The organism is Mesorhizobium sp. USDA 3734 (assembly GCF_056279665.1).
The window spans coordinates 292,045-311,045 of the sequence record NZ_JBWCCW010000001.1 but is presented as its reverse complement, the minus strand read 5'-3'; the positions used below and the strand labels follow the sequence as shown (position 1 = coordinate 311,045).

Here is a 19,001-nt window from a genome sequence, read left to right as displayed (position 1 = left end):
GTCTGCGACCAGAACACCCGTCCGGGAAACCGGGCGGGTTTTCTGTTTTCCAGGTAAGGTGCGGCCAGACGCAGCATTGAAAACTGGCGCCGCATCGCTAGTTTCGCCGCGACATCGCTGGTTTCGCGTGGTGTCAGGAGAATTTCTATGACGCTTTCCACCCCTGTCGACGCCAAAGCCGCAAAGGCGCTCGGCCCTCTGCCCGCCGGGCATCCGCCGGTCAAGGCAGGCAAGATCGGCGTCATGCTGGTCAATCTCGGCACGCCTGATGGCACTGATTTCAAGCCGATGTGGCGCTATCTGCGTGAATTCCTGTCCGATCCGCGCGTCATCGAGCTCAACAGGGCGATCTGGTATCCGATCCTCTATGGGTTGGTGCTCACCACACGGCCGAAGAAATCGGGCGCCAACTACGCCAGGATCTGGAACCGGGAGAGGAACGAGTCGCCGCTGCGCACCTACACCCGCGCCCAGGGCGAGAAGCTGGCCGAGGCGCTGTGCGACCTGCCCGAAATCGTCGTCGACTGGGCGATGCGCTATGGCAATCCTTCGACCGAAAGCGTCGCCAAAGGCCTGGTCGAACAGGGTTGCGACCGCATTCTTTCGTTCCCGCTCTATCCGCAATATTCGGCGACCACCACGGCAACCGCCAACGATCAGCTGTTTCGCGCGCTGATGAAGATGCGCCGCGCCCCGGCCATCCGCAGCGTGCCGCCCTACTATGACGAACCGGTCTACATCGAAGCGCTGGCGCGCTCGATCGAGCAGAATCTCGCGACGCTGGATTTCGAACCGGAAGTGGTCATCACCTCCTATCACGGCATTCCAAAGCCCTATTTCGAGAAGGGCGATCCCTATCATTGCCACTGCCAGAAGACGACGCGGCTGTTGCGCGAACGGCTTGGCTGGAGCGAGAAGAAATTGATCATCACCTTCCAGTCGCGCTTCGGCGCACAGGAATGGCTGCAGCCCTACACCGACAAGACGGTCGAGAAACTCGCGCAGGACGGCGTGAAATCGATTGCCATCGTCAATCCCGGCTTTTCTGTCGACTGCATCGAGACGCTCGATGAAATCGGCCGCGAAGCGGCGGAAACCTTCCATCATGCCGGCGGCAAGAACTTCGCCCATATCCCTTGCCTCAACGACAGCGCCGAGGGCATGGCTGTGATCGAGGCGATGGTGCGGCGCGAGCTGTCCGGCTGGGTATAGGAGAAATTCCAGGAAAAGTGTGAAACGGTTTTCCCGGGAAAAGCGCATAGCGCTTTCCCTTGGGAATTGCTTCAAACAAGAGTCAGAGCGGCTCGCCGCTTCCGTGAAGCGGTGAGCCGCTCTGAACCGGAACAACACAAGCTCCGGGGCGTTAAGGCGCGCCCTCCGGAGAATTCGATGCCCCGCAAACTCGACCTCAGAACTGGCCGGCCCGTCTGGTCCGCCTATCGCGCACCCGAGGTGCCGACGGACAGTCTGAACCGGGACGTCAAGACCGACGTGGCGATCGTCGGCATGGGCATCAGCGGCGCCATGATGGCCGAGGCGCTGACGGCGAACGGCCATGCGGTGATCTGCATCGACCGCCGCGGCCCACTGAAAGGATCGACGTCGGCGACCACCGCGCTGGTGCAATTCGAAATCGACCAGCCACTTTCGACGCTCTCGAAGATGATCGGCAAAGCCGCGGCGGAACAAGCCTGGCGGCGCTCGCGGCTCGCCGTTTCCAATCTCGCCGCCCGCATCGCCGAACTCGGCATCAACTGCGGTCCTAGCCGCATGCCGTCGCTCTACCTGGCCGGCACCGTGCTTGGCCCGTCGGATCTGCGCGACGAGGCCGAGGCACGGCGGCAGGCCGGCATCGTCGCGACCTATCTCACATCGGCACCGCTGGCAGAGACATTCGGCATCGACCGCAAGAGTGCCATCCTCAGCCATGGCAATATCGCACTCGACCCGCGCAAGCTGACGGCCGGCTTGTTGCTGAAGGCCCTCGAGCGCAAGGCACGTTTCTACGCCCCAGTCGAGGCGACGACGATCGAGGACTGTGCCGACGGAGTTGTCGTTGCGACCAGTGATGGTCCGACCATCACCGCGCGACACGTCGTTCTGGCCACCGGCTATGAGCTCGTCGACATCGTGCCAGCCGCGGCCCACCAGATCATCTCGACATGGGCGATCGCGACACGCCCGCAATCGCGAAAGATCTGGCCACAGGCGGCCTTCATATGGGAGGCGTCAGACCCGTACCTCTATGTCAGGGCGACCACCGACGGCAGAGTCGTCTGCGGCGGCGAGGACGAGGATTTTGTCGACGAGAACCGGCGCGACGCGCTGATCGGCGACAAGAGCGCTCGCATCGCCGAGAAGCTTGGCCTGATATTTCCGCATCTCGACACCAGGCCCGATTTTGCCTGGACCGGTTCGTTCGGCACAACAACCACCGGCCTGCCCTATATCGGCGCCATTCCTCGCCACCCGCGCATCCATGCGGTGATGGGTTACGGCGGCAATGGCATCACCTTCTCGCAGATCGCGTCCGAGATTGTCTCGGCCTCGATCGACGGGCTGGACGACACGGATGCGAGACTGTTTGCCTTCAACCGCTGAGTGCAAACCCACAAACAATCCATCATCACCTGATTGTAACGCATCTGAAACACACTTAAGTCTTTGGTGAAGTCGGCTGCGCGAGAATGGCTTGTGCGGCCTTCGTCTGAGGGAGAGCCAAATGGATTTCAGTGGTTTCGATATTGCGGTTGGTGCACTTGCCCTTCTGGTATTGGTGCTTCTGATCAAAGGCATCAGGACAATCCCGCAAGGCTACAACTATACGGTGGAGCGCTTTGGCCGTTACACCAAGACACTGAGCCCAGGCCTCAATTTCATTTTCCCGTTCGTCGACCGCATCGGTGCCAAGATGAACATGATGGAGCAGGTGCTCGACGTTCCGAGTCAGGAAATCATCACCCGCGACAACGCCATCGTCGGTGTCGACGGCATCGCCTTTTTCCAGATCCTCAATGCGGCGCAGGCCGCCTACCAGGGTTTCCGGCCTGCAGAACGCCATCCTCAACCTGACGATGACCAACATCCGTACCGTCATGGGCTCGATGGACCTCGACGAACTCCTGTCGAACCGCGACGCCATCAACGAGCGCCTGCTGCGCGTCGTCGATGAAGCAGCGCATCCGTGGGGCATCAAGATCACCCGCGTCGAGATCAAGGACATCAACCCGCCGGCGAACCTCATCGAATCGATGGGCCGGCAGATGACCGCGGAACGCAACAAGCGCGCGCAGATCCTCGCCGCCGAAGGCCTCAAGCAGTCGCAGATCCTCGAGGCCGAGGGCCGCAAGGAAGCCGCCTTCCGCGACGCCGAGGCACGCGAGCGCTCGGCCGAGGCGGAAGCCCGCGCCACCCAGGTGGTGTCGGAAGCAATTTCCAAGGGCGACGTGCAGGCGCTGAATTACTTTGTCGCCCAGAAGTACACCGAGGCGTTGGGCAAGATCGGCACAGCCACCAACAGCAAGATCGTGCTGATGCCCTTCGAGGCGTCGTCGCTGATTGGTTCGCTCGGCGGCATTGGCGAGATCGCCAAGGAAGTCTTCCGCAGCGAAGGCACGACCGGCGCGCAAAGGCAGGCCGCCCGCCCGCCAGTCGTGCGCCCAAGCGACAATTGATGTCTCCAACATAGGGGGAACGCCATGATCGATCGTGTCATTTCCGAACTCGGCCCGTGGAACTGGATGGTTCTCGGCTTCGTCCTGCTGGTGATGGAAATCATCGCGCCAGGCATCTTCATGTTGTGGATCGGCATCGCCGCCCTGATCATCGGCGCGGTGTCGCTGCTGATCTGGGACGCCGGCTTCTGGACCTGGCAGGTCCAGGTCCTCGCCTTCCTGGCGCTATCGCTGGTCTCGGCCTATGTCGGCAAGAAGCTGGTCGGCAGTCGCAATGACCCGACCGACCAGCCGCTGCTCAACCGGCGCGGCGCGCAAATGGTCGGCAGGATGGCGACACTTGCCGAGCCGATCCGGGATGGACGCGGCCGCATCAAGCTGGGCGACACGCTGTGGCGTGTCTCCGGTCCGGACCTGCCGGCCGGCACGCAGGTGCGCGTGACGGGTGCGGCCGACACGGATCTGGAACTGACCGTCGAGGCGGTCTGAGCGTACGCCGTTGAAGGTGTGTTGAGATCCGGGTCAGGCCGGCATCACCTGAAAATCAGGCCCACCTTAGGCGGCGCCAATGCGCAAGAGATCATGCAGGTGGATGAGGCCGACCGGCCTCTTGCCCTCCACCACCATCAGGCTGGTGATGGCCGAATTGTTGATCGTCTGCAGCGCCGTCGCCACCAGCGTGTCCGGCGTTGCCGTCTTCGGTCCTCTTGTCATCACCTGATCCACCGTCATCGCCAGCAGATTGCTGCCGATGTGACGGCGGATGTCACCATCGGTGATGATACCGACCAGCGCGCCGTCGGCGTCGGTGATCGCCACGCAGCCAAATCCCTTGCGCGACAGTTCCAGGATCGCGTCCTGCATTCCGGTGCCCGCAACCACCAGCGGCAGCCTGTCGCCGACATGCATGATCTCGCGGATCTGCGTCAGGTTGGCGCCGAGCTGGCCGCCCGGGTGAAAGGTCCGGAAATGATCCGGCGTGAAGCCGCGTGCTTCGAGCAGGGCAATCGCCAGCGCGTCGCCCATCACCAGTTGCAGCAGTGTCGATGTCGTCGGCGCCAGGCCGTGCGGGCAGGCCTCCGGCGCGCGCGGCAGCAGCAGCACGACGTCGGCGGCCCGCGCCAGCGCCGATGTCTCTCCTGCGGTTATGGCGATCAACGGAATGGAGAAGCGCCTGGAATAGGCGACGATGCCCATCAGTTCCTTGCTCTCGCCCGACCACGACATGGCGATGATGGCGTCGTCCCTGGCGATCATGCCGAGATCGCCGTGATTGGCTTCCGCGGGATGGACGAAAAAGGCCGGCGTGCCGGTCGAGGCCAGTGTCGCCGCGATCTTCGATCCGATATGGCCGCTTTTGCCGACACCGGTGACGATGAGCCGGCCTTCGATCCCGGAGATCATCTCGACGGCCTGCGCGAAAGGCGCGGCCAATCCGTTCTCCAACGCCTCGGCAAGGGCCGCAACCCCAGCCTGTTCGGTTGCCACCGTCCTCAGCGCCGAAGCGATCGAGGCTTGCCTGTCCAAAGGCTTCTTATCCAGGGATCCCGCATGCATGGCTGATGCGATTAGCGCTTTGCCGGCGCGCTGTCCAACAGAAATGGCCCCAGGCATGTCGCCGGACGTGTGCGGTGGTCTGGGACAACGGCAGGCGTGAAAACAAAGAGCTTAACGCGCGTGATTTGAATCCCTTTGGAAATCAGCGCTTCATGCGGCTGACGGGCCGCCGCCTCAACCCTCCGTTAACCATCCCCATTTACGGTTCGGTAAGTATGGCGCGCGTGCGCCGCGCAAGCAGTGGTGGCGATGTCCGGGGTCCAGCCAGAAAAATCGAATGGACGAAAGGGCAAGGCGGTCTGCGCCTTGCTGCTGGCGACCAGCATGTTTGCCCTGCTGCGCCCAACGGCGCTGCATGCGCAGGAAACGGAACTGCGCGGCGAAGTCTCCGAGTCGGCGATCCTGTCGGACCAGCAGCGCAAGGCGAGACAACTCGCTTTGGCAGCGCAGGGTCAGGCGCCAACCAATGCGGCGCAAGACAATGCGCCGGCCCGTACCTATCTGCCGGCCAGCGCCGGCGCCGTGCCTGACGACACGGACACCGGCGACGCAACCGCGACCGGCAGCGTTTTTGACCCGCCGGCAGCCACCGACGACACCTCCGCCGACACGCCGGCACCGCCCAAGCCCCGCCGCCGCCCGTCGACCGCCGGGCAGAATGCGGCTGACCAGGCCAAGGACAAGGCTACGGACAAGTCGAAAAAGAAGAAAAAGTCGACCGCGGCAACCACCGACATCACCGCGTCAACGACCGCCTCCACGACGGACGCCACCGATGGTGCAGACACCGACGAGGAGACGGCCAACCGTCGCGCCCTCACCATCGACAGCGCCGACAAGCAGAAGCTCGACCCGGGAGCAGAGCGCACGGACGCCATCGAGGGCCAGGAAAAGAAGCCGGAGGAGGATCCGTTCGCCGCCACCGGCGTCAAATGGGGCTCCTTCGTCATCCGGCCGACGATCGAACAGGGCCTGACCGCCACGTCGAACGGCGATTCGAGCAATGCCGGCAAGTCGGCGCTGCTGTCCGAGACGGCGCTGCGCTTTTCCGCCGCCTCCGACTGGCGCGAGAACTCCGCAACGATCGACGGCTATGGCCTGTTCCGTGAGACCGTCTCGGGTTACCCGGTCCATAACGAGCAAGGCCGCATCGAAGGCCAGCTCAATGTCGACCTCGACAATGAACTGCGCGCCATCGCCAAGCTTGGCTACGAGGCCGTGCCGGAATCGGCCTCATCGCCGGACGCCATCGCGGGCGTCAGCAAGCAGCCACTGCGGCAGACCGTCGACGGCAGCCTGGCCGTCGAAAAACACATAGGCAAGATGCAGTACACGCTGACGGGCGCGGTCTCGCACGACTTCTACGGCGACGCCAAGCTTTCCAACGGCACCTCGCTGTCGCAGAAGGATCAAGATTCCACGCTCTACACCGCGACCCTGCGGACCGGCTACGAGATCTCCCCCGCCATCACCCCCTTCACCGAAATCGAGGTCGGCCGCCGGGCCTATGACCAACGCATCGACAATGAAGGCTTCGAGCGCTCGTCGACACGGCTTGGCGCCCGCGCCGGCCTTGCGCTCGACATGGGTGAGAAGCTGTCGGGCGAGTTTTCCGCCGGCTGGCTCAGGGAAGCGATCGACGACAAAAACCTGGAGGCGATTTCGGGTGCGACCGTCAATGCCGACCTCAAATGGTCGCCGGAGCGCGGCACCACGATCGGTCTGACCGGCAAGACCACAGTCGAGCCCACGACCACATCAGGCGAAAGCGGCGACATCCTCTATTCCGGCCGCCTGACGGGCGAACGCCAGATTCGCGCCAATCTTACCGCAAACGCGGCTCTGGGCCTCGACTGGCGTGATTATATCGGCATCGACGGCCATGACAGGGTCTTGAGCGCCGAGGCCGGACTGACCTGGTGGCTGAACCGCTACGCCGGCCTCACCACGAGGGTCAGGACCGAGAAGCTGACCAGCAATTTGCCGGGCCGCGACTACACCGCCAACAGCATCTTCCTGGGCGTGAAAGTCCAGCGCTGAGAGCTTCCATGCCAAACTCGCATTGAGATCAGACCGGCCCTTCCGCGGGCCGGCTGAATATCGACATCGACTTAGAACGCGGCGCCGCGGCGCTCCGATGGCTTCATCTCATCGAGAAGCGTGCGGATGATTCCGGCCATGTTCTCGTTCATGTCGCTGCGCCACAGCGCGAAGGCGACATTGGCCTCGACAAAGCCCTCCGGCGATCCGCAATCGAAGGTGCGGCCCTGATAGTGGTAGCCGTAGAAGGGCTGCTGCTTTTCCAGCTTCAGCATCGCATCGGTGAGCTGGATCTCGTTGCCGGCGCCCTTCTCCTGGCCTTCGAGGATCTTGAAGATCTCGGGCTGTAGGATGTAGCGGCCGTTGATGTAGAGATTGGAGGGCGCGGTGCCAGCCTTCGGCTTTTCCACCATCTCGGTGATGCGGAAGCCGTGATGCGTGTCCTCGCCGCGGCCGACGATGCCATATTTGTGGGCATCGGCGGGATCGCATTCCTGCACAGCGATAATGTTGTTGCCGGTTTCCTCGTAGAGTTCGACCATTGCCTTCATGCAGCTCTTCTCCGACTGCATGATCATGTCGGGCAACAGAAGCGCGAAGGGCTCGTCGCCGACGAGCTCGCGGGCACACCAGACGGCATGGCCAAGCCCCATCGGCACCTGCTGGCGTGTGAAGCTGGTCTGCCCCGGCGCCGGCTGCAGCCGTTGCAGACGGGCGAGCTGGTCGTCCTTGCCGCGCTGGGCCAGCGTGTCGTAGAGCTCGAACTGGATGTCGAAATGGTCCTCGATGACGGCCTTGTTGCGGCCGGTGACGAAGATGAAATGCTCGATACCGGCCTCGCGCGCTTCATCCACAACGTACTGGATGACTGGCCGGTCGACGACGGTCAGCATTTCCTTGGGAACGGCCTTGGTGGCCGGGAGAAACCGTGTGCCGAGACCGGCGACCGGGAAGACTGCCTTGCGAACTCTCTTCATGCTGTCAATTATCCGTTTGATGGCCAGCTCCGCAATCCCCGTTTCAAGACATTTTCACGCCGGAATTGAGGACTACTGGGCGACTGAGGGGAACGTTCACCGGTAAAGCTTCGAGGCGTCTTTTCGTTCCCGGTGGCACCTATGGTAAACTAATTCCTAACCTGGTTCGGCGATGAATGGTCTTTCTTGAGACAGAGAAGGAGGAAAAGATGTCCGTTCGCAATGCCGCAAAACGTTTTACCAGCGTCATGGCGGCAGCCAGCCTCTCGCTCGCCCTGCTGATGCCTGGCCCCGCTTTCGCCGATGCCGGTTTCCGGCAATGGGTCGCCGGCTTCCGCGCCACCGCCGTGCAGAGCGGCGTTTCCGGCGCCCTTTACGACCAGGCCTTCAGGGACATCAAGGATATTGACCCGGTGGTGCTGGAAAAGGCGCGAACGCAGCCTGAATTCACGGCCCCTGCCTGGGACTATTTCGACAACCGCGTCCATGACCAGTCGGTCTCCGTCGGCCAGCAGATGGCCAGGAAATGGAAGCCGTGGCTGGACCGGATCGAGGCCAGGTTCGGCGTCGACCGCTACATCCTGCTGGCCATCTGGTCGATGGAATCCAACTACGGCGAAATCCTCAAGCGCGACGACATCATGCGCAATGTCGTGCGCTCGCTGGCGACCTTGGCCTATGCCGATCCGAAGCGGGCGAAATTCGCCCGCACCCAGCTGATCGCCGCGTTGAAAATCCTGCAGACCGGCGACATCGACGAAAGCCATCTGAGCGGATCCTGGGCCGGCGCCATGGGCCACACCCAGTTCATCCCGACCAGCTATCTGCACTATGCCGTCGACATGGATGGCAACGGCAAGCGCGACATCTGGAATTCGATCCCCGATGCGCTGGCGACCTCCGCCAACCTGCTGAAGAAGAATGGCTGGCAGGCAGGCAAGACCTGGGGCTATGAGGTCGCCTTGCCTGCCGGCAAGCTTCCAGGCGGCTCCAAGACGCTGTCGCAATGGCAGGCGCTCGGCGTCGTCAGGGCCAACGGCAAGCCGTTCAAGAACGGTTCCGACAAGGCGACGCTGAAGGTGCCGGACGGCCGCAGCGGGCCGGCCTTCCTGATGATCAAGAATTTCTCGGTCATCAAAGCCTACAACAATGCCGACAAATATGCGCTTGCCGTCGGTCTTCTTGCCGACGAAATCGCCGGCTCCAGCGGTCTCGTGCAGGACTGGAAGCGGCCTTTCACCAAGCTCACTTTCGAGGAAAGGCAGGAACTGCAGAAGCGGCTTTCCCAGCATGGCCTTTACGACGGCAAGTTCGACGGCAAGATCGGCGACGGCTCGAAGACTGCCATCATGGCCTTCCAGGCCAAGGCCGGCTTGACCCAGGATGGCTATCCGAGCATGGAAGTGCTGAAGTGGCTCCGGCAGAAATAGAGCCACCTGCGGTGCCGCACGGCCTTTCGGGCGCGCAAAGGACACTGTAGCAATCTGCCAGGGATGGAGGAACGATTGGCTTCGGCTGCGCGCATCGCAGGGCTTGTTCGTCGTATGCCGGTGCTCATTCTGGCCGTCATCGTGCTTGCCCTTGGCGTGGCTGGCGCCTTTCATGCGCCGGCCATGGCGCAGGAGCAGCAGAACCGCGGCTGGTCGTTGCGCGATCTTCTCTTCCCGCGCCGCAGCGAGCGGATCGAGCCGCCGCTGGACATCCAGAAGGCAAGGCCCAGGCCCAAGGCGAAAAAACCCCGCGCGCCCCGCCCGCCCGCGGAACCGGAAACCCCTATAGTCGACAAGGCGCCGGACGCCCGCGCCGTCCTGGTGGTCGGTGACTTCATGGCGACCGGCCTCGCCGAAGGCCTCGACACCGCCTTTGCCGAGAATGCCGGCGTCAGGATCGTCGTTCGCAGCAATGGCTCGTCCGGCTTCGTGCGCGATGATTTCTACAACTGGCCTGAACAGATCAAGGCACTGATCGAGACCGAAAAACCCGCCGCCGTGATCGTCATGCTGGGCTCCAACGACCGCCAGCAGATGAAGGTGGGTGAGGTGCGCGAACAGCCCCGGTCCGAAAACTGGACCAAGGAATATGAGCGTCGCACCGACGCACTCGGCAAAGCCATCGCCACAGCCAAGGTGCCCTTCCTATGGGTCGGCATGCCGGCCTTCCGGCTGCCGAAGATGACCTCCGACATGCTGGCCTTCAACGACATCTATCACCAGGCCGCCGAAAGCAACGGCGGTGAATTCGTCGACGTCTGGGACGGATTCGTCGATGAGAACGGCGCCTTCGTCACCAGCGGCCCCGACATCAACGGTCAGCCGGTGCGACTGCGCGCCGATGACGGCATCAACGTATCGAAGGCGGGCAAGCGCAAGCTCGCCTTCTATACTGAAAAACCGTTGCTGAAGATCCTCGGCCTGACCGCGCCGGGAAGCGTGGTGACGGCTTCCGCGCCGGCAGGCGCTCCTGTCGAGGCGCCGGCGCCGGCCGCGGCCCCCATCGTCATCGACCGCACCGCGCCGATGCTGCTCAGCGATCCGGCACTCGATGGCGGCTCCGAACTGCTTGGCGCGGCACCGCCGGCAAAGGCCAATCCGGACCTGCCCGGCGAGAGGCTGGTGGTGGAGGGCAAGGCACCCGTGGCTTCGCCCGGCCGCGCCGACGATTTCTCATGGCCGCCAAAGGCCGCTGCCGCCACCGACACCACGACCGCGATCAATCGTTAGTATCGCAGAGCGCTCTGAGGCAAAAAACGCCTCAGATGCCGCAGAGTTTCCAAACGGGCTCAGCGGGGCAGAACGCTCGACCCCATCAACGCCTCGTCTATCGAACGCGCCGCCTGGCGGCCCTCGCGGATCGCCCAGACGACCAGCGACTGGCCACGACGCACGTCGCCCGCCGCATAGAGCCTGTCGACGCTGGTCCTGTAGTCGCGGTCGTTGGCCTCGACATTCCTGGAACGGCGGCTGTCGGTGGCGATCTTCATCTGCCCGTCCAATTCCTTCGCCACACCGGCCGCGGCCGGGCCAGCAAAGCCGATGGCGATGAAGGCAAGATCGGCGCGGATGACGAATTCGGTGCCGGCGATCGGCTTGCGCTTCTCGTCGACCTCGCAGCACTTGACGCCGGTCAGCTGGCCTTCCTCGCCGATGAATTCGAGCGTCGCCACCTGGAATTCGCGCTCCGCGCCTTCGGCCTGCGAGGACGAGGTGCGCATCTTGGTCGCCCAGTAGGGCCAGACTGAAAGCTTGTCTTCCTTCTCCGGCGGCTGCGGGCGGATGTCGAGCTGGGTGACGCGCACGGCGCCCTGGCGGAAGGCGGTGCCGACGCAGTCGGACGCGGTATCGCCACCACCGACGACGACGACATGCTGGCCGCCGGCGATGATCGGATGCGACGGCCATGCCACCGACTGGATCGGCTCGCCGCCGACCCGCCGGTTCTGCTGCACCAGATAGGGCATCGCGTCGTGCACGCCGCCAAGATCGTCGCCGGGAATGCCGGCCGCGCGCGGTGTTTCCGAACCGCCGCAATAAAGCACGGCATCATGTTCGGCGAGCAGCTCGGCAACAGGCTTGTCGACGCCGACATTGACGCCGCAATGGAAGGTCACGCCCTCGCCCTGCATCTGCTCGATGCGCCGGTCGATATAGTGCTTCTCGATCTTGAAGTCGGGAATGCCGTAACGCATCAGCCCGCCGGGCCGGCTCTCGCGCTCGTAGACATGGACGTCGTGGCCGGCGCGGCCAAGCTGCTGGGCAGCCGCCATGCCGGCAGGGCCGGAGCCGATGACGGCGACCCGCTTGCCGGTCTTCTTCTCCGGTGGATAGGGCCTGATATGGCCGGTTTCATAGGCCTTGTCGGCAATCGCCTGCTCGACCGTCTTGATGGCGACGGGAATGTCCTCGAGGTTCAGCGTGCAGGCTTCCTCGCAGGGCGCGGGGCAGATGCGGCCGGTGAACTCCGGGAAATTGTTGGTCGAATGCAGGTTGCGGATCGCGTTGTCCCAGTCGCCATTGTAGACGAGGTCATTCCAGTCCGGAATCTGGTTGTGGATCGGGCAGCCCGTCGGCCCGTGGCAGAAGGGAATGCCGCAATCCATGCAGCGCGCGGCCTGTTTCTCGACCTCCTTGTCAGACATCGGCAGCGTGAATTCGCGGAAATGCCGGATGCGGTCGGAGGCCGGCTGGTACTTGTGCACCTGCCGGTCGATTTCGAGAAAGCCTGTTACCTTGCCCATAGTCCAGTTCCTGCTGTCCAGATGGTGCGGTTTTCGTCGCACCCGTTAACCTCTTAAGGCAGCCATGGCAACCTTGCGCCCGAGGTCAAACTGTCGATGAAGATGGGCCGGGAAGCCTGGGCTCCCCGGCAATTGCAAAAGCCTATTCCGCCGCGACGCCCATGCGCATGCGTTCCATCTCGATCAGGGCGCGGCGGTATTCGACCGGCATGATCTTGCGGAACTTCGGCCGGAAAATCGTCCAGTCGTCGAGAATCTCGCGACCACGTACCGACCCGGTGTAATGCACATGGTTGGAAATCAGCTGGTAGAGCCGTTCCTCGTCATGGCTGGTCATGTCGCCCGACACGTCGACGCGGCCCTTGTGGTCGAGGTCGCCGCCATGGTGCAGCAGCCTTTCCATCAGGTCGTCTTCTTCCGGAACCGGCTCCAGCTCGACCATCGCCATGTTGCAGCGCTCGGCGAAATCGCCGGCCTCGTCGAGCACATAGGCGACGCCGCCCGACATGCCGGCGGCGAAGTTGCGGCCAGTCTTGCCGATGACGACGACAATGCCGCCGGTCATGTACTCGCAGCCATGGTCGCCGACGCCCTCGACGACGGCGGCCACGCCCGAATTGCGCACGGCGAAACGCTCGCCGGCGACGCCGGCGAAATAGGCCTCGCCCTCGGTCGCGCCGTAAAGCACGGTGTTGCCGACGATGATGGACTCCGCGGCGACGATCTTAGCCTCTTCCGGCGGCCGGATGACGATGCGTCCGCCCGACAGGCCCTTGCCGACATAGTCGTTGCCGGCGCCGACAAGCTCGAACGAGATGCCGCGCGCCAGGAACGCACCGAAGGACTGGCCGGCGGTGCCGGTCAGCTTCACCGAAATCGTGTCCTCGCGCAGGCCCTTGTGCTTGAAGCGCTTGGCCACTTCGCCCGACAGCATGGCGCCCGTCGAACGGTCGACATTGCGGATGTCGACCTCGATCTTGACCGGCTGCTTGCTTTCGAGCGCGGGCTTGGCCAGCTCGATCAGCCTGCGGTCGAGCACGTCGTCGATCGGATGCTTCTGCCGTTCGGTCCAGTGCACCGCCTCATGCGGCGCATCCGGCTTGAAGAACATCTTCGAGAAATCGAGCCCGCGTGCCTTCCAGTGCACGATCAGGTCGCGCTTCTCCAGAAGGTCGGTGTCGCCGATGATCTGGTCGATATGGGTGTAGCCCATTTCGGCAAGCAGACCGCGAACCTCTTCCGCCACGTAGAAGAAGAAGTTGATGACATGCTCGGGCGTGCCCTTGAAGCGCTTGCGCAGCACCGGATCCTGCGTCGCGACGCCGACCGGGCAGGTGTTGAGATGGCACTTGCGCATCATGATGCAGCCGGCCGCGATCAGCGGCGCGGTCGAGAAGCCGAATTCATCGGCGCCGAGCAGCGCGCCGATGATGACGTCGCGGCCGGTGCGCAAGCCGCCGTCGACCTGCAGCGCCACACGCGACCTCAGACCGTTCAGCACCAGCGTCTGGTGCGTCTCGGCAAGGCCCATTTCCCACGGGCTGCCGGCATGCTTTAGCGACGTTAGCGGCGAGGCGCCGGTGCCGCCATCATAGCCCGAAATGGTGATGTGGTCGGCGCGTGCCTTGGCGACGCCCGCCGCAACCGTGCCGACGCCGACTTCCGACACCAGCTTGACCGACACGTCGGCCGCCGGATTGACGTTCTTGAGGTCGTAGATCAGCTGCGCCAGATCCTCGATCGAATAGATGTCGTGATGCGGCGGCGGCGAAATCAGGCCGACGCCCGGCGTCGAATGCCGGACCTTGGCGATGGTCGCGTCGACCTTGTGGCCGGGCAACTGGCCGCCCTCGCCGGGCTTGGCACCCTGCGCCACCTTGATCTGCATCATGTCGGAATTGACGAGATATTCGGCCGTGACGCCAAACCGCCCGGAAGCGATCTGCTTGATCGCCGAGCGTTCCGGGTTCTTGCCGCCTCCGGGCAGCGGCAGATAGCGGTCGGCCTCTTCGCCGCCCTCGCCAGTATTCGACTTGCCGCCGATCTGGTTCATGGCGCGCGCCAGCGTGGTGTGCGCTTCGCGCGAGATCGAGCCGAACGACATCGCCCCGGTCGAGAACCGCTTGACGATGTCGGCCGCCGACATGACGTCGTCGAGCGCGACCTTCTCGCGGCCGGTTTCCTCGGCCAGCTTGAGCCTGAACAGGCCGCGAATGGTCTGGGCGCGGGCCGTCTCGCTGTCGATCTGGGCGGAATAGTCCTTGAACGTTTCCCACGATCCCTGGCGCACGGCATGCTGCAAGGTGGCGACCGCATCGGGCGACCAGATATGCGCCTCGCCGCGCATGCGGAACATGTATTCGCCGCCGACCTCGAGGCTGTTGCGCAGCACGGGGTCGTTGCCGAAACCGTCATTGTGGCGGCTGAGCGTCTCGGTCGCGATCTCGTCCAGCCCGACGCCTTCGATCAGCGTCGCGGTGCCGGTGAAATATTGCTGCACGAAATCGGTCTTCAGCCCGATGGCGTCGAAAATCTGCGCGCCGCAATAGGACTGGTAGGTCGAGATGCCCATCTTGGACATCACCTTGAGGATGCCCTTGCCGATCGACTTGATGTAGCGCGAGACGACTTCGTAGGCATCCACCTCCTTCGGCAGCTCGCCACGCTTGTGCATGTCGAGCAGCGTGTCGAAGGCGAGGTAAGGGTTGATCGCCTCGGCGCCATAGCCGGCAAGGCAGCAGAAATGATGCACTTCACGCGGCTCGCCGGATTCGACGACGAGGCCGACCGAGGTGCGCAGCCCCTTGCGGATCAGGTGATGATGCACCGCCGCCGTCGCCAGGAGCGCCGGGATGGCGATGCGGTCCGGCCCGACCTGGCGGTCGGACAGGATGATGATGTTGTAGCCGCCGGCGACCGCCGCCTCCGCCCGCTCGCACAGGCGATCGATGGCGCCCTGCATGCCCGCTGCCCCTTCGGCGGAGCCATAGGTGATGTCGATCGTCTTGGTGTCGAAACGGTCCTCGGTGTGGCCGATGGAGCGGATCTTTTCGAGATCGCCATTGGTCAGGATCGGCTGGCGCACCTCGAGCCGCTTGCGGCGCGAATTGCCGACCAGGTCGAAGATGTTCGGCCGCGGCCCGATGAAGGACACCAGGCTCATCACCAGCTCCTCGCGGATCGGGTCGATCGGCGGGTTGGTGACCTGGGCGAAGTTCTGCTTGAAATAGGTGTAGAGCAGCTTCGACTTGTCCGACATCGCCGAGATCGGCGTGTCGGTGCCCATCGAGCCCACCGCTTCCTGGCCCGTCGTCGCCATCGGCGACATCAAGAGCTTGGTGTCTTCCTGGCTATAGCCGAACGCCTGCTGGCGATCGAGCAGGCTGACATCCTTGCGCAGCGCGCGTGGCTCGACCGGCTTCAGATCTTCCAGGATGAGCTGCGTGTTGGCGAGCCAGGTCTTGTAGGGATGCTTGGTCGCGATCTCCGACTTGAGCTCCTCGTCGGAGACGATGCGCCCCTTCTCCAGGTCGATCAGAAGCATGCGGCCGGGCTGCAGCCGCCACTTCTTGACGATCTTCTCCTCCGGCACCGGCAGCACGCCGGCTTCCGAGGCCATGATGACGCGGTCGTCATCGGTGACGATGTAGCGTGCAGGGCGCAGTCCGTTGCGGTCGAGCGTGGCGCCGATCTGGCGGCCATCGGTGAAGACCACCGCCGCCGGCCCGTCCCACGGCTCCATAAGTGCTGCATGATATTCGTAGAAGGCCTTGCGATCGGCATCCATGAGCTTGTTGCCAGCCCAGGCTTCCGGGATCAGCATCATCATGGCGTGGCTGAGGCTGTACCCGCCCTGGAACAGGAACTCGAGCGCATTGTCGAAGCAGGCGGTGTCGGACTGGCCGTCATAGGAGATCGGCCAAAGCTTCGAGATGTTGTTGCCGAACAGTTCGGAATCGACCGAAGCCTGCCGCGCCGCCATCCAATTGTTGTTGCCGCGCACGGTGTTGATCTCGCCATTGTGCGCGACCATGCGATAGGGATGCGCCAGCTTCCACGACGGGAAAGTGTTGGTCGAGAAGCGCTGGTGGACGAGGATCAGCGCCGTCTCGAAGCGCGGATCGATCAGGTCCTTGTAATAGGCACCGACCTGGTAGGCCAGGAACATGCCCTTGTAGACGATGGTGCGCGCCGACAGCGACACGCAATAGGAGCCGATGTCCTTGTTGTCGTTCTCGGCATAGATGCGGCCCGATATGACCTTGCGCAGCAGATAGAGCCTGGCCTCGTACTCCTCGTCATCGGTAATGTCTGGCGTGCGGCCGATGAAGACCTGCCGATGGAACGGCTCGGACGCCACGATGTCAGGCGCCTTCGACAGCGACGAATTGTCGACGGGCACGTCACGGAAACCGATGAGCGGAAGCCCCTCGGATTGCGCCGATTCGGCGATGATGTCCTCTATATGGGCGCGCATCGCAGCGTCCTGCGGCATGAACCAATGTCCGACGCCGTACTGGCCCGCCGGCGGCAGCTCGATGCCTTGGGCTGCCATCTCCTCGCGGAAGAAACGGTCGGGAAGCTGCACCAGCACGCCGGCGCCATCGCCGACCAGCGGATCGGCGCCGACGGCGCCGCGATGGGTCAGGTTTTCGAGCACGGCAAGCCCGTCCTTGACGATTTGATGCGACTTCACGCCCTTCATGTTGACGATGAAGCCGACGCCGCAGGCATCATGCTCGTTGCGCGGATCGTAGAGGCCCTGGGCGGAAAAGCCGTTGGCGGTTCGGCCAATATTGGATCGGCCCAAATTGGATCGGGAGGTATTTTTGACGGTTGCCGCTTTCGTCTGCGCGGCCTGGCCGTTCGTCGCAGAGTGCGTCATGTCCGTCATCTCCTGTCCTCCATTCCCAGCCCATCGGGCGCTGGTTTGCCTCGGCAAGCGCTTGGCTCACCCTGATCCTTGCGGCACGTCTTGCGAAATCCTTGCCGAACCAGACGGCTTTCCGCATGGTTCGTATTCGTACAGGCCAGAGTTATTCCTACTGGCAACAGTCTGGCCGTCCACCTGTCGCTCGCGGCAACAGCCGGAGAGGCCCAAATGATACGCCAATCCAGCTTGTTTTGTGCGACAAAATAAGACAGCACTACTGTCCTAAATTTTTATGACAGAAATCCCGGACGCACACAAGACCGATTCACAAAAAACTTGGGCCTTTCGCGACAGAAAATGTCGTGAAGCTGAGGGAAAACGTAAGCTTCAGTCGCTGGCCTCTTCCTTGCCGGCTGGCTGGCGTTACCGATTTTCCGGCGTCTGGCCCCTTGCGATCAGCACGCGAAACCGGTCAACTTCAGGCTGATTTCCCCAAAACCCCGATTTCCCAAGACATAGGCAGAATGCATGTTCTTCGCTTCCGACAATTGGGCAGGCGCCCATCCCAATATCGTTGCCGGCCTGTCAGCCGCGGCCGGCGGCTTTTCCACCGCCTATGGCGACGGTGCGCTCGACCAGGCGGTCTACAAGCGCTTCAGCGAGATTTTCGAACGCGAGGTCGCGGTTTTCTTCGTCGCCACCGGCACGGCCGCCAACTCGCTGGCGCTGACCGCTTACAACAAGCCAGGCGGCATTTCCTTCGCCCACCGCGAATCGCATGTCATCGAGGATGAGTGCGGCGCGCCGGTGTATTTTTCCGGCGGCTCGCGCCTGCATGACATCGATGGCCCGCTGGGCAAGATCGACCCGCACAATCTGGAAAGGACCATCGGCCGTTTCGCGCCTGAAATCGTCCATTGGGGACGGCCGATGGCTGTTTCGATCACCCAGTCGACCGAGGTCGGCACAATCTACGGGCTGGATGAGATCGAGACGATCTCGGCGATCGCCAAGAAGCATTCGGTGCCCCTGCACATGGACGGCGCCCGCTTTGCCAACGCGCTGGTCGCGCTCGAGACGACGCCGGCAGAAATGACCTGGAAACGCGGCGTCGATATCCTCTCCTTCGGCGGCACCAAGAACGGCTGCTGGTGCGCCGAAGCGATCGTGCTGTTCGATCTTGATCGAGCCAGGGAATTGGCCTTCCTGCGCAAGCGCGCCGCCCAGCTGTTTTCGAAATCGCGCTTCATCGCGGCGCAGTTCGAGGCCTATTTCAAGGACGGATTGTGGCTGGACACCGCCCGCCACGCCAACGCCATGGCCGCGCGCCTCGCGGCAGCGATCGAGGATTCGGCCACGGCCAAGCTGGCCTGGCTGCCGCAGGCAAACGAGGTGTTCGCGGTGATCAAGAAGGCCGAAGCCGAAAAGCTGCAAGCAGCCGGCGCCGCCTTCTACGACTGGCACAAGCCGCATGGTTTCGACGGCCATATCGGCGAGGACGAGTTGCTCTATCGCTTCGTCACCAGCTTTGCGACGACGGCCGAAGATGTCGACCGCTTTGGCCAGCTGATCGGTGGATAGGCAATATCCCCGGCAACAAAAAAGCGGCGCCTTTCGGCGCCGCTTCCGTCTCGGGAGGAGACTTG

The 19,001-nt window shown here is 63.3% G+C and carries 11 protein-coding genes and 1 pseudogene; 8 read left to right on the top strand and 4 right to left on the bottom strand.

The annotated features are described in order from the left end of the window. The first annotated feature begins 147 nt into the window (after nt 1-147). The 4 genes and pseudogenes from hemH (at nt 148) to ACZ89F_RS01525 (ending at nt 4,163) form a co-directional block, all read left to right on the top strand. Nucleotides 148-1,212 carry a ferrochelatase gene (gene hemH / locus ACZ89F_RS01540; RefSeq protein WP_476090097.1) on the top strand — a complete coding sequence of 355 codons (1,065 nt, stop codon included), beginning with the start codon at nt 148-150 and terminating at the stop codon, nt 1,210-1,212. A gap of 177 nt (nt 1,213-1,389) precedes the next feature. Beyond that, on the top strand, nt 1,390-2,601 hold the full coding sequence (locus tag ACZ89F_RS01535; RefSeq protein WP_476090096.1) for an NAD(P)/FAD-dependent oxidoreductase: 1,212 nt from the start codon (nt 1,390-1,392) through the stop codon (nt 2,599-2,601). 121 nt (nt 2,602-2,722) lie between these two features. Further along, nucleotides 2,723-3,674 (top strand): annotated as a pseudogene (locus tag ACZ89F_RS01530) (SPFH domain-containing protein). 24 nt (nt 3,675-3,698) lie between these two features. Beyond that, entirely contained in the window at nt 3,699-4,163 is a 465-nt protein-coding gene (locus ACZ89F_RS01525) for an NfeD family protein (RefSeq protein ID WP_476090095.1), read from the top strand. A gap of 66 nt (nt 4,164-4,229) precedes the next feature. Here the strand turns inward: ACZ89F_RS01525 and ACZ89F_RS01520 are convergent, their stop codons facing one another. Further along, complete coding sequence (locus tag ACZ89F_RS01520; protein WP_476090094.1) at nt 4,230-5,231, bottom strand: KpsF/GutQ family sugar-phosphate isomerase; 1,002 nt, start codon at nt 5,229-5,231, stop codon at nt 4,230-4,232. 249 nt (nt 5,232-5,480) lie between these two features. On the opposite strand from ACZ89F_RS01520, the gene ACZ89F_RS01515 reads away from it, so the two are divergent. Next, nucleotides 5,481-7,271, top strand: coding sequence for an outer membrane beta-barrel protein (locus tag ACZ89F_RS01515; RefSeq protein WP_476090093.1), 1,791 nt, complete (start codon nt 5,481-5,483; stop codon nt 7,269-7,271). A gap of 71 nt (nt 7,272-7,342) precedes the next feature. Here ACZ89F_RS01515 and galU read toward each other — a convergent pair whose 3' ends face one another. After that, nucleotides 7,343-8,248 carry a UTP--glucose-1-phosphate uridylyltransferase GalU gene (gene galU, locus ACZ89F_RS01510; protein WP_476090092.1) on the bottom strand — a complete coding sequence of 302 codons (906 nt, stop codon included), beginning with the start codon at nt 8,246-8,248 and terminating at the stop codon, nt 7,343-7,345. A 209-nt stretch (nt 8,249-8,457) separates the two neighbouring features. Between galU and ACZ89F_RS01505 the strand changes: the two genes are divergently transcribed. Together ACZ89F_RS01505 and ACZ89F_RS01500 are read left to right on the top strand one after the other, a co-directional pair. Continuing rightward, nucleotides 8,458-9,678: a lytic murein transglycosylase gene (locus ACZ89F_RS01505; protein WP_476090091.1), complete on the top strand. Its 1,221-nt coding sequence runs from the start codon at nt 8,458-8,460 to the stop codon at nt 9,676-9,678. A 75-nt stretch (nt 9,679-9,753) separates the two neighbouring features. Then, nucleotides 9,754-10,968, top strand: coding sequence for an SGNH/GDSL hydrolase family protein (locus ACZ89F_RS01500; RefSeq protein WP_476090090.1), 1,215 nt, complete (start codon nt 9,754-9,756; stop codon nt 10,966-10,968). 59 nt (nt 10,969-11,027) lie between these two features. Here ACZ89F_RS01500 and ACZ89F_RS01495 read toward each other — a convergent pair whose 3' ends face one another. Next, complete coding sequence (locus ACZ89F_RS01495; protein WP_476090089.1) at nt 11,028-12,482, bottom strand: glutamate synthase subunit beta; 1,455 nt, start codon at nt 12,480-12,482, stop codon at nt 11,028-11,030. 142 nt (nt 12,483-12,624) lie between these two features. Continuing rightward, nucleotides 12,625-17,376, bottom strand: coding sequence for a glutamate synthase large subunit (gltB, locus tag ACZ89F_RS01490; protein ID WP_476090088.1), 4,752 nt, complete (start codon nt 17,374-17,376; stop codon nt 12,625-12,627). Nucleotides 17,377-17,883: 507 nt separating this feature from the next. Here gltB and ACZ89F_RS01485 point away from each other — a divergent pair. Then, nucleotides 17,884-18,936, top strand: coding sequence for a threonine aldolase family protein (locus tag ACZ89F_RS01485; RefSeq protein ID WP_476090087.1), 1,053 nt, complete (start codon nt 17,884-17,886; stop codon nt 18,934-18,936). Nucleotides 18,937-19,001: the final 65 nt, after the last annotated feature.

Bases quoted from the DNA above. Each gene is read 5' to 3' on its own strand.
- hemH (WP_476090097.1), top strand. From the start codon at position 148: ATGACGCTTTCCACCCCTGTCGACGCCAAAGCCGCAAAGGCGCTCGGC.
- ACZ89F_RS01535 (WP_476090096.1), top strand. From the start codon at position 1,390: ATGCCCCGCAAACTCGACCTCAGAACTGGCCGGCCCGTCTGGTCCGCC.
- ACZ89F_RS01525 (WP_476090095.1), top strand. From the start codon at position 3,699: ATGATCGATCGTGTCATTTCCGAACTCGGCCCGTGGAACTGGATGGTT.
- ACZ89F_RS01520 (WP_476090094.1), bottom strand. From the start codon at position 5,231: ATGCATGCGGGATCCCTGGATAAGAAGCCTTTGGACAGGCAAGCCTCG.
- ACZ89F_RS01515 (WP_476090093.1), top strand. From the start codon at position 5,481: ATGTCCGGGGTCCAGCCAGAAAAATCGAATGGACGAAAGGGCAAGGCG.
- galU (WP_476090092.1), bottom strand. From the start codon at position 8,248: ATGAAGAGAGTTCGCAAGGCAGTCTTCCCGGTCGCCGGTCTCGGCACA.
- ACZ89F_RS01505 (WP_476090091.1), top strand. From the start codon at position 8,458: ATGTCCGTTCGCAATGCCGCAAAACGTTTTACCAGCGTCATGGCGGCA.
- ACZ89F_RS01495 (WP_476090089.1), bottom strand. From the start codon at position 12,482: ATGGGCAAGGTAACAGGCTTTCTCGAAATCGACCGGCAGGTGCACAAG.
- gltB (WP_476090088.1), bottom strand. From the start codon at position 17,376: ATGACGGACATGACGCACTCTGCGACGAACGGCCAGGCCGCGCAGACG.
- ACZ89F_RS01485 (WP_476090087.1), top strand. From the start codon at position 17,884: ATGTTCTTCGCTTCCGACAATTGGGCAGGCGCCCATCCCAATATCGTT.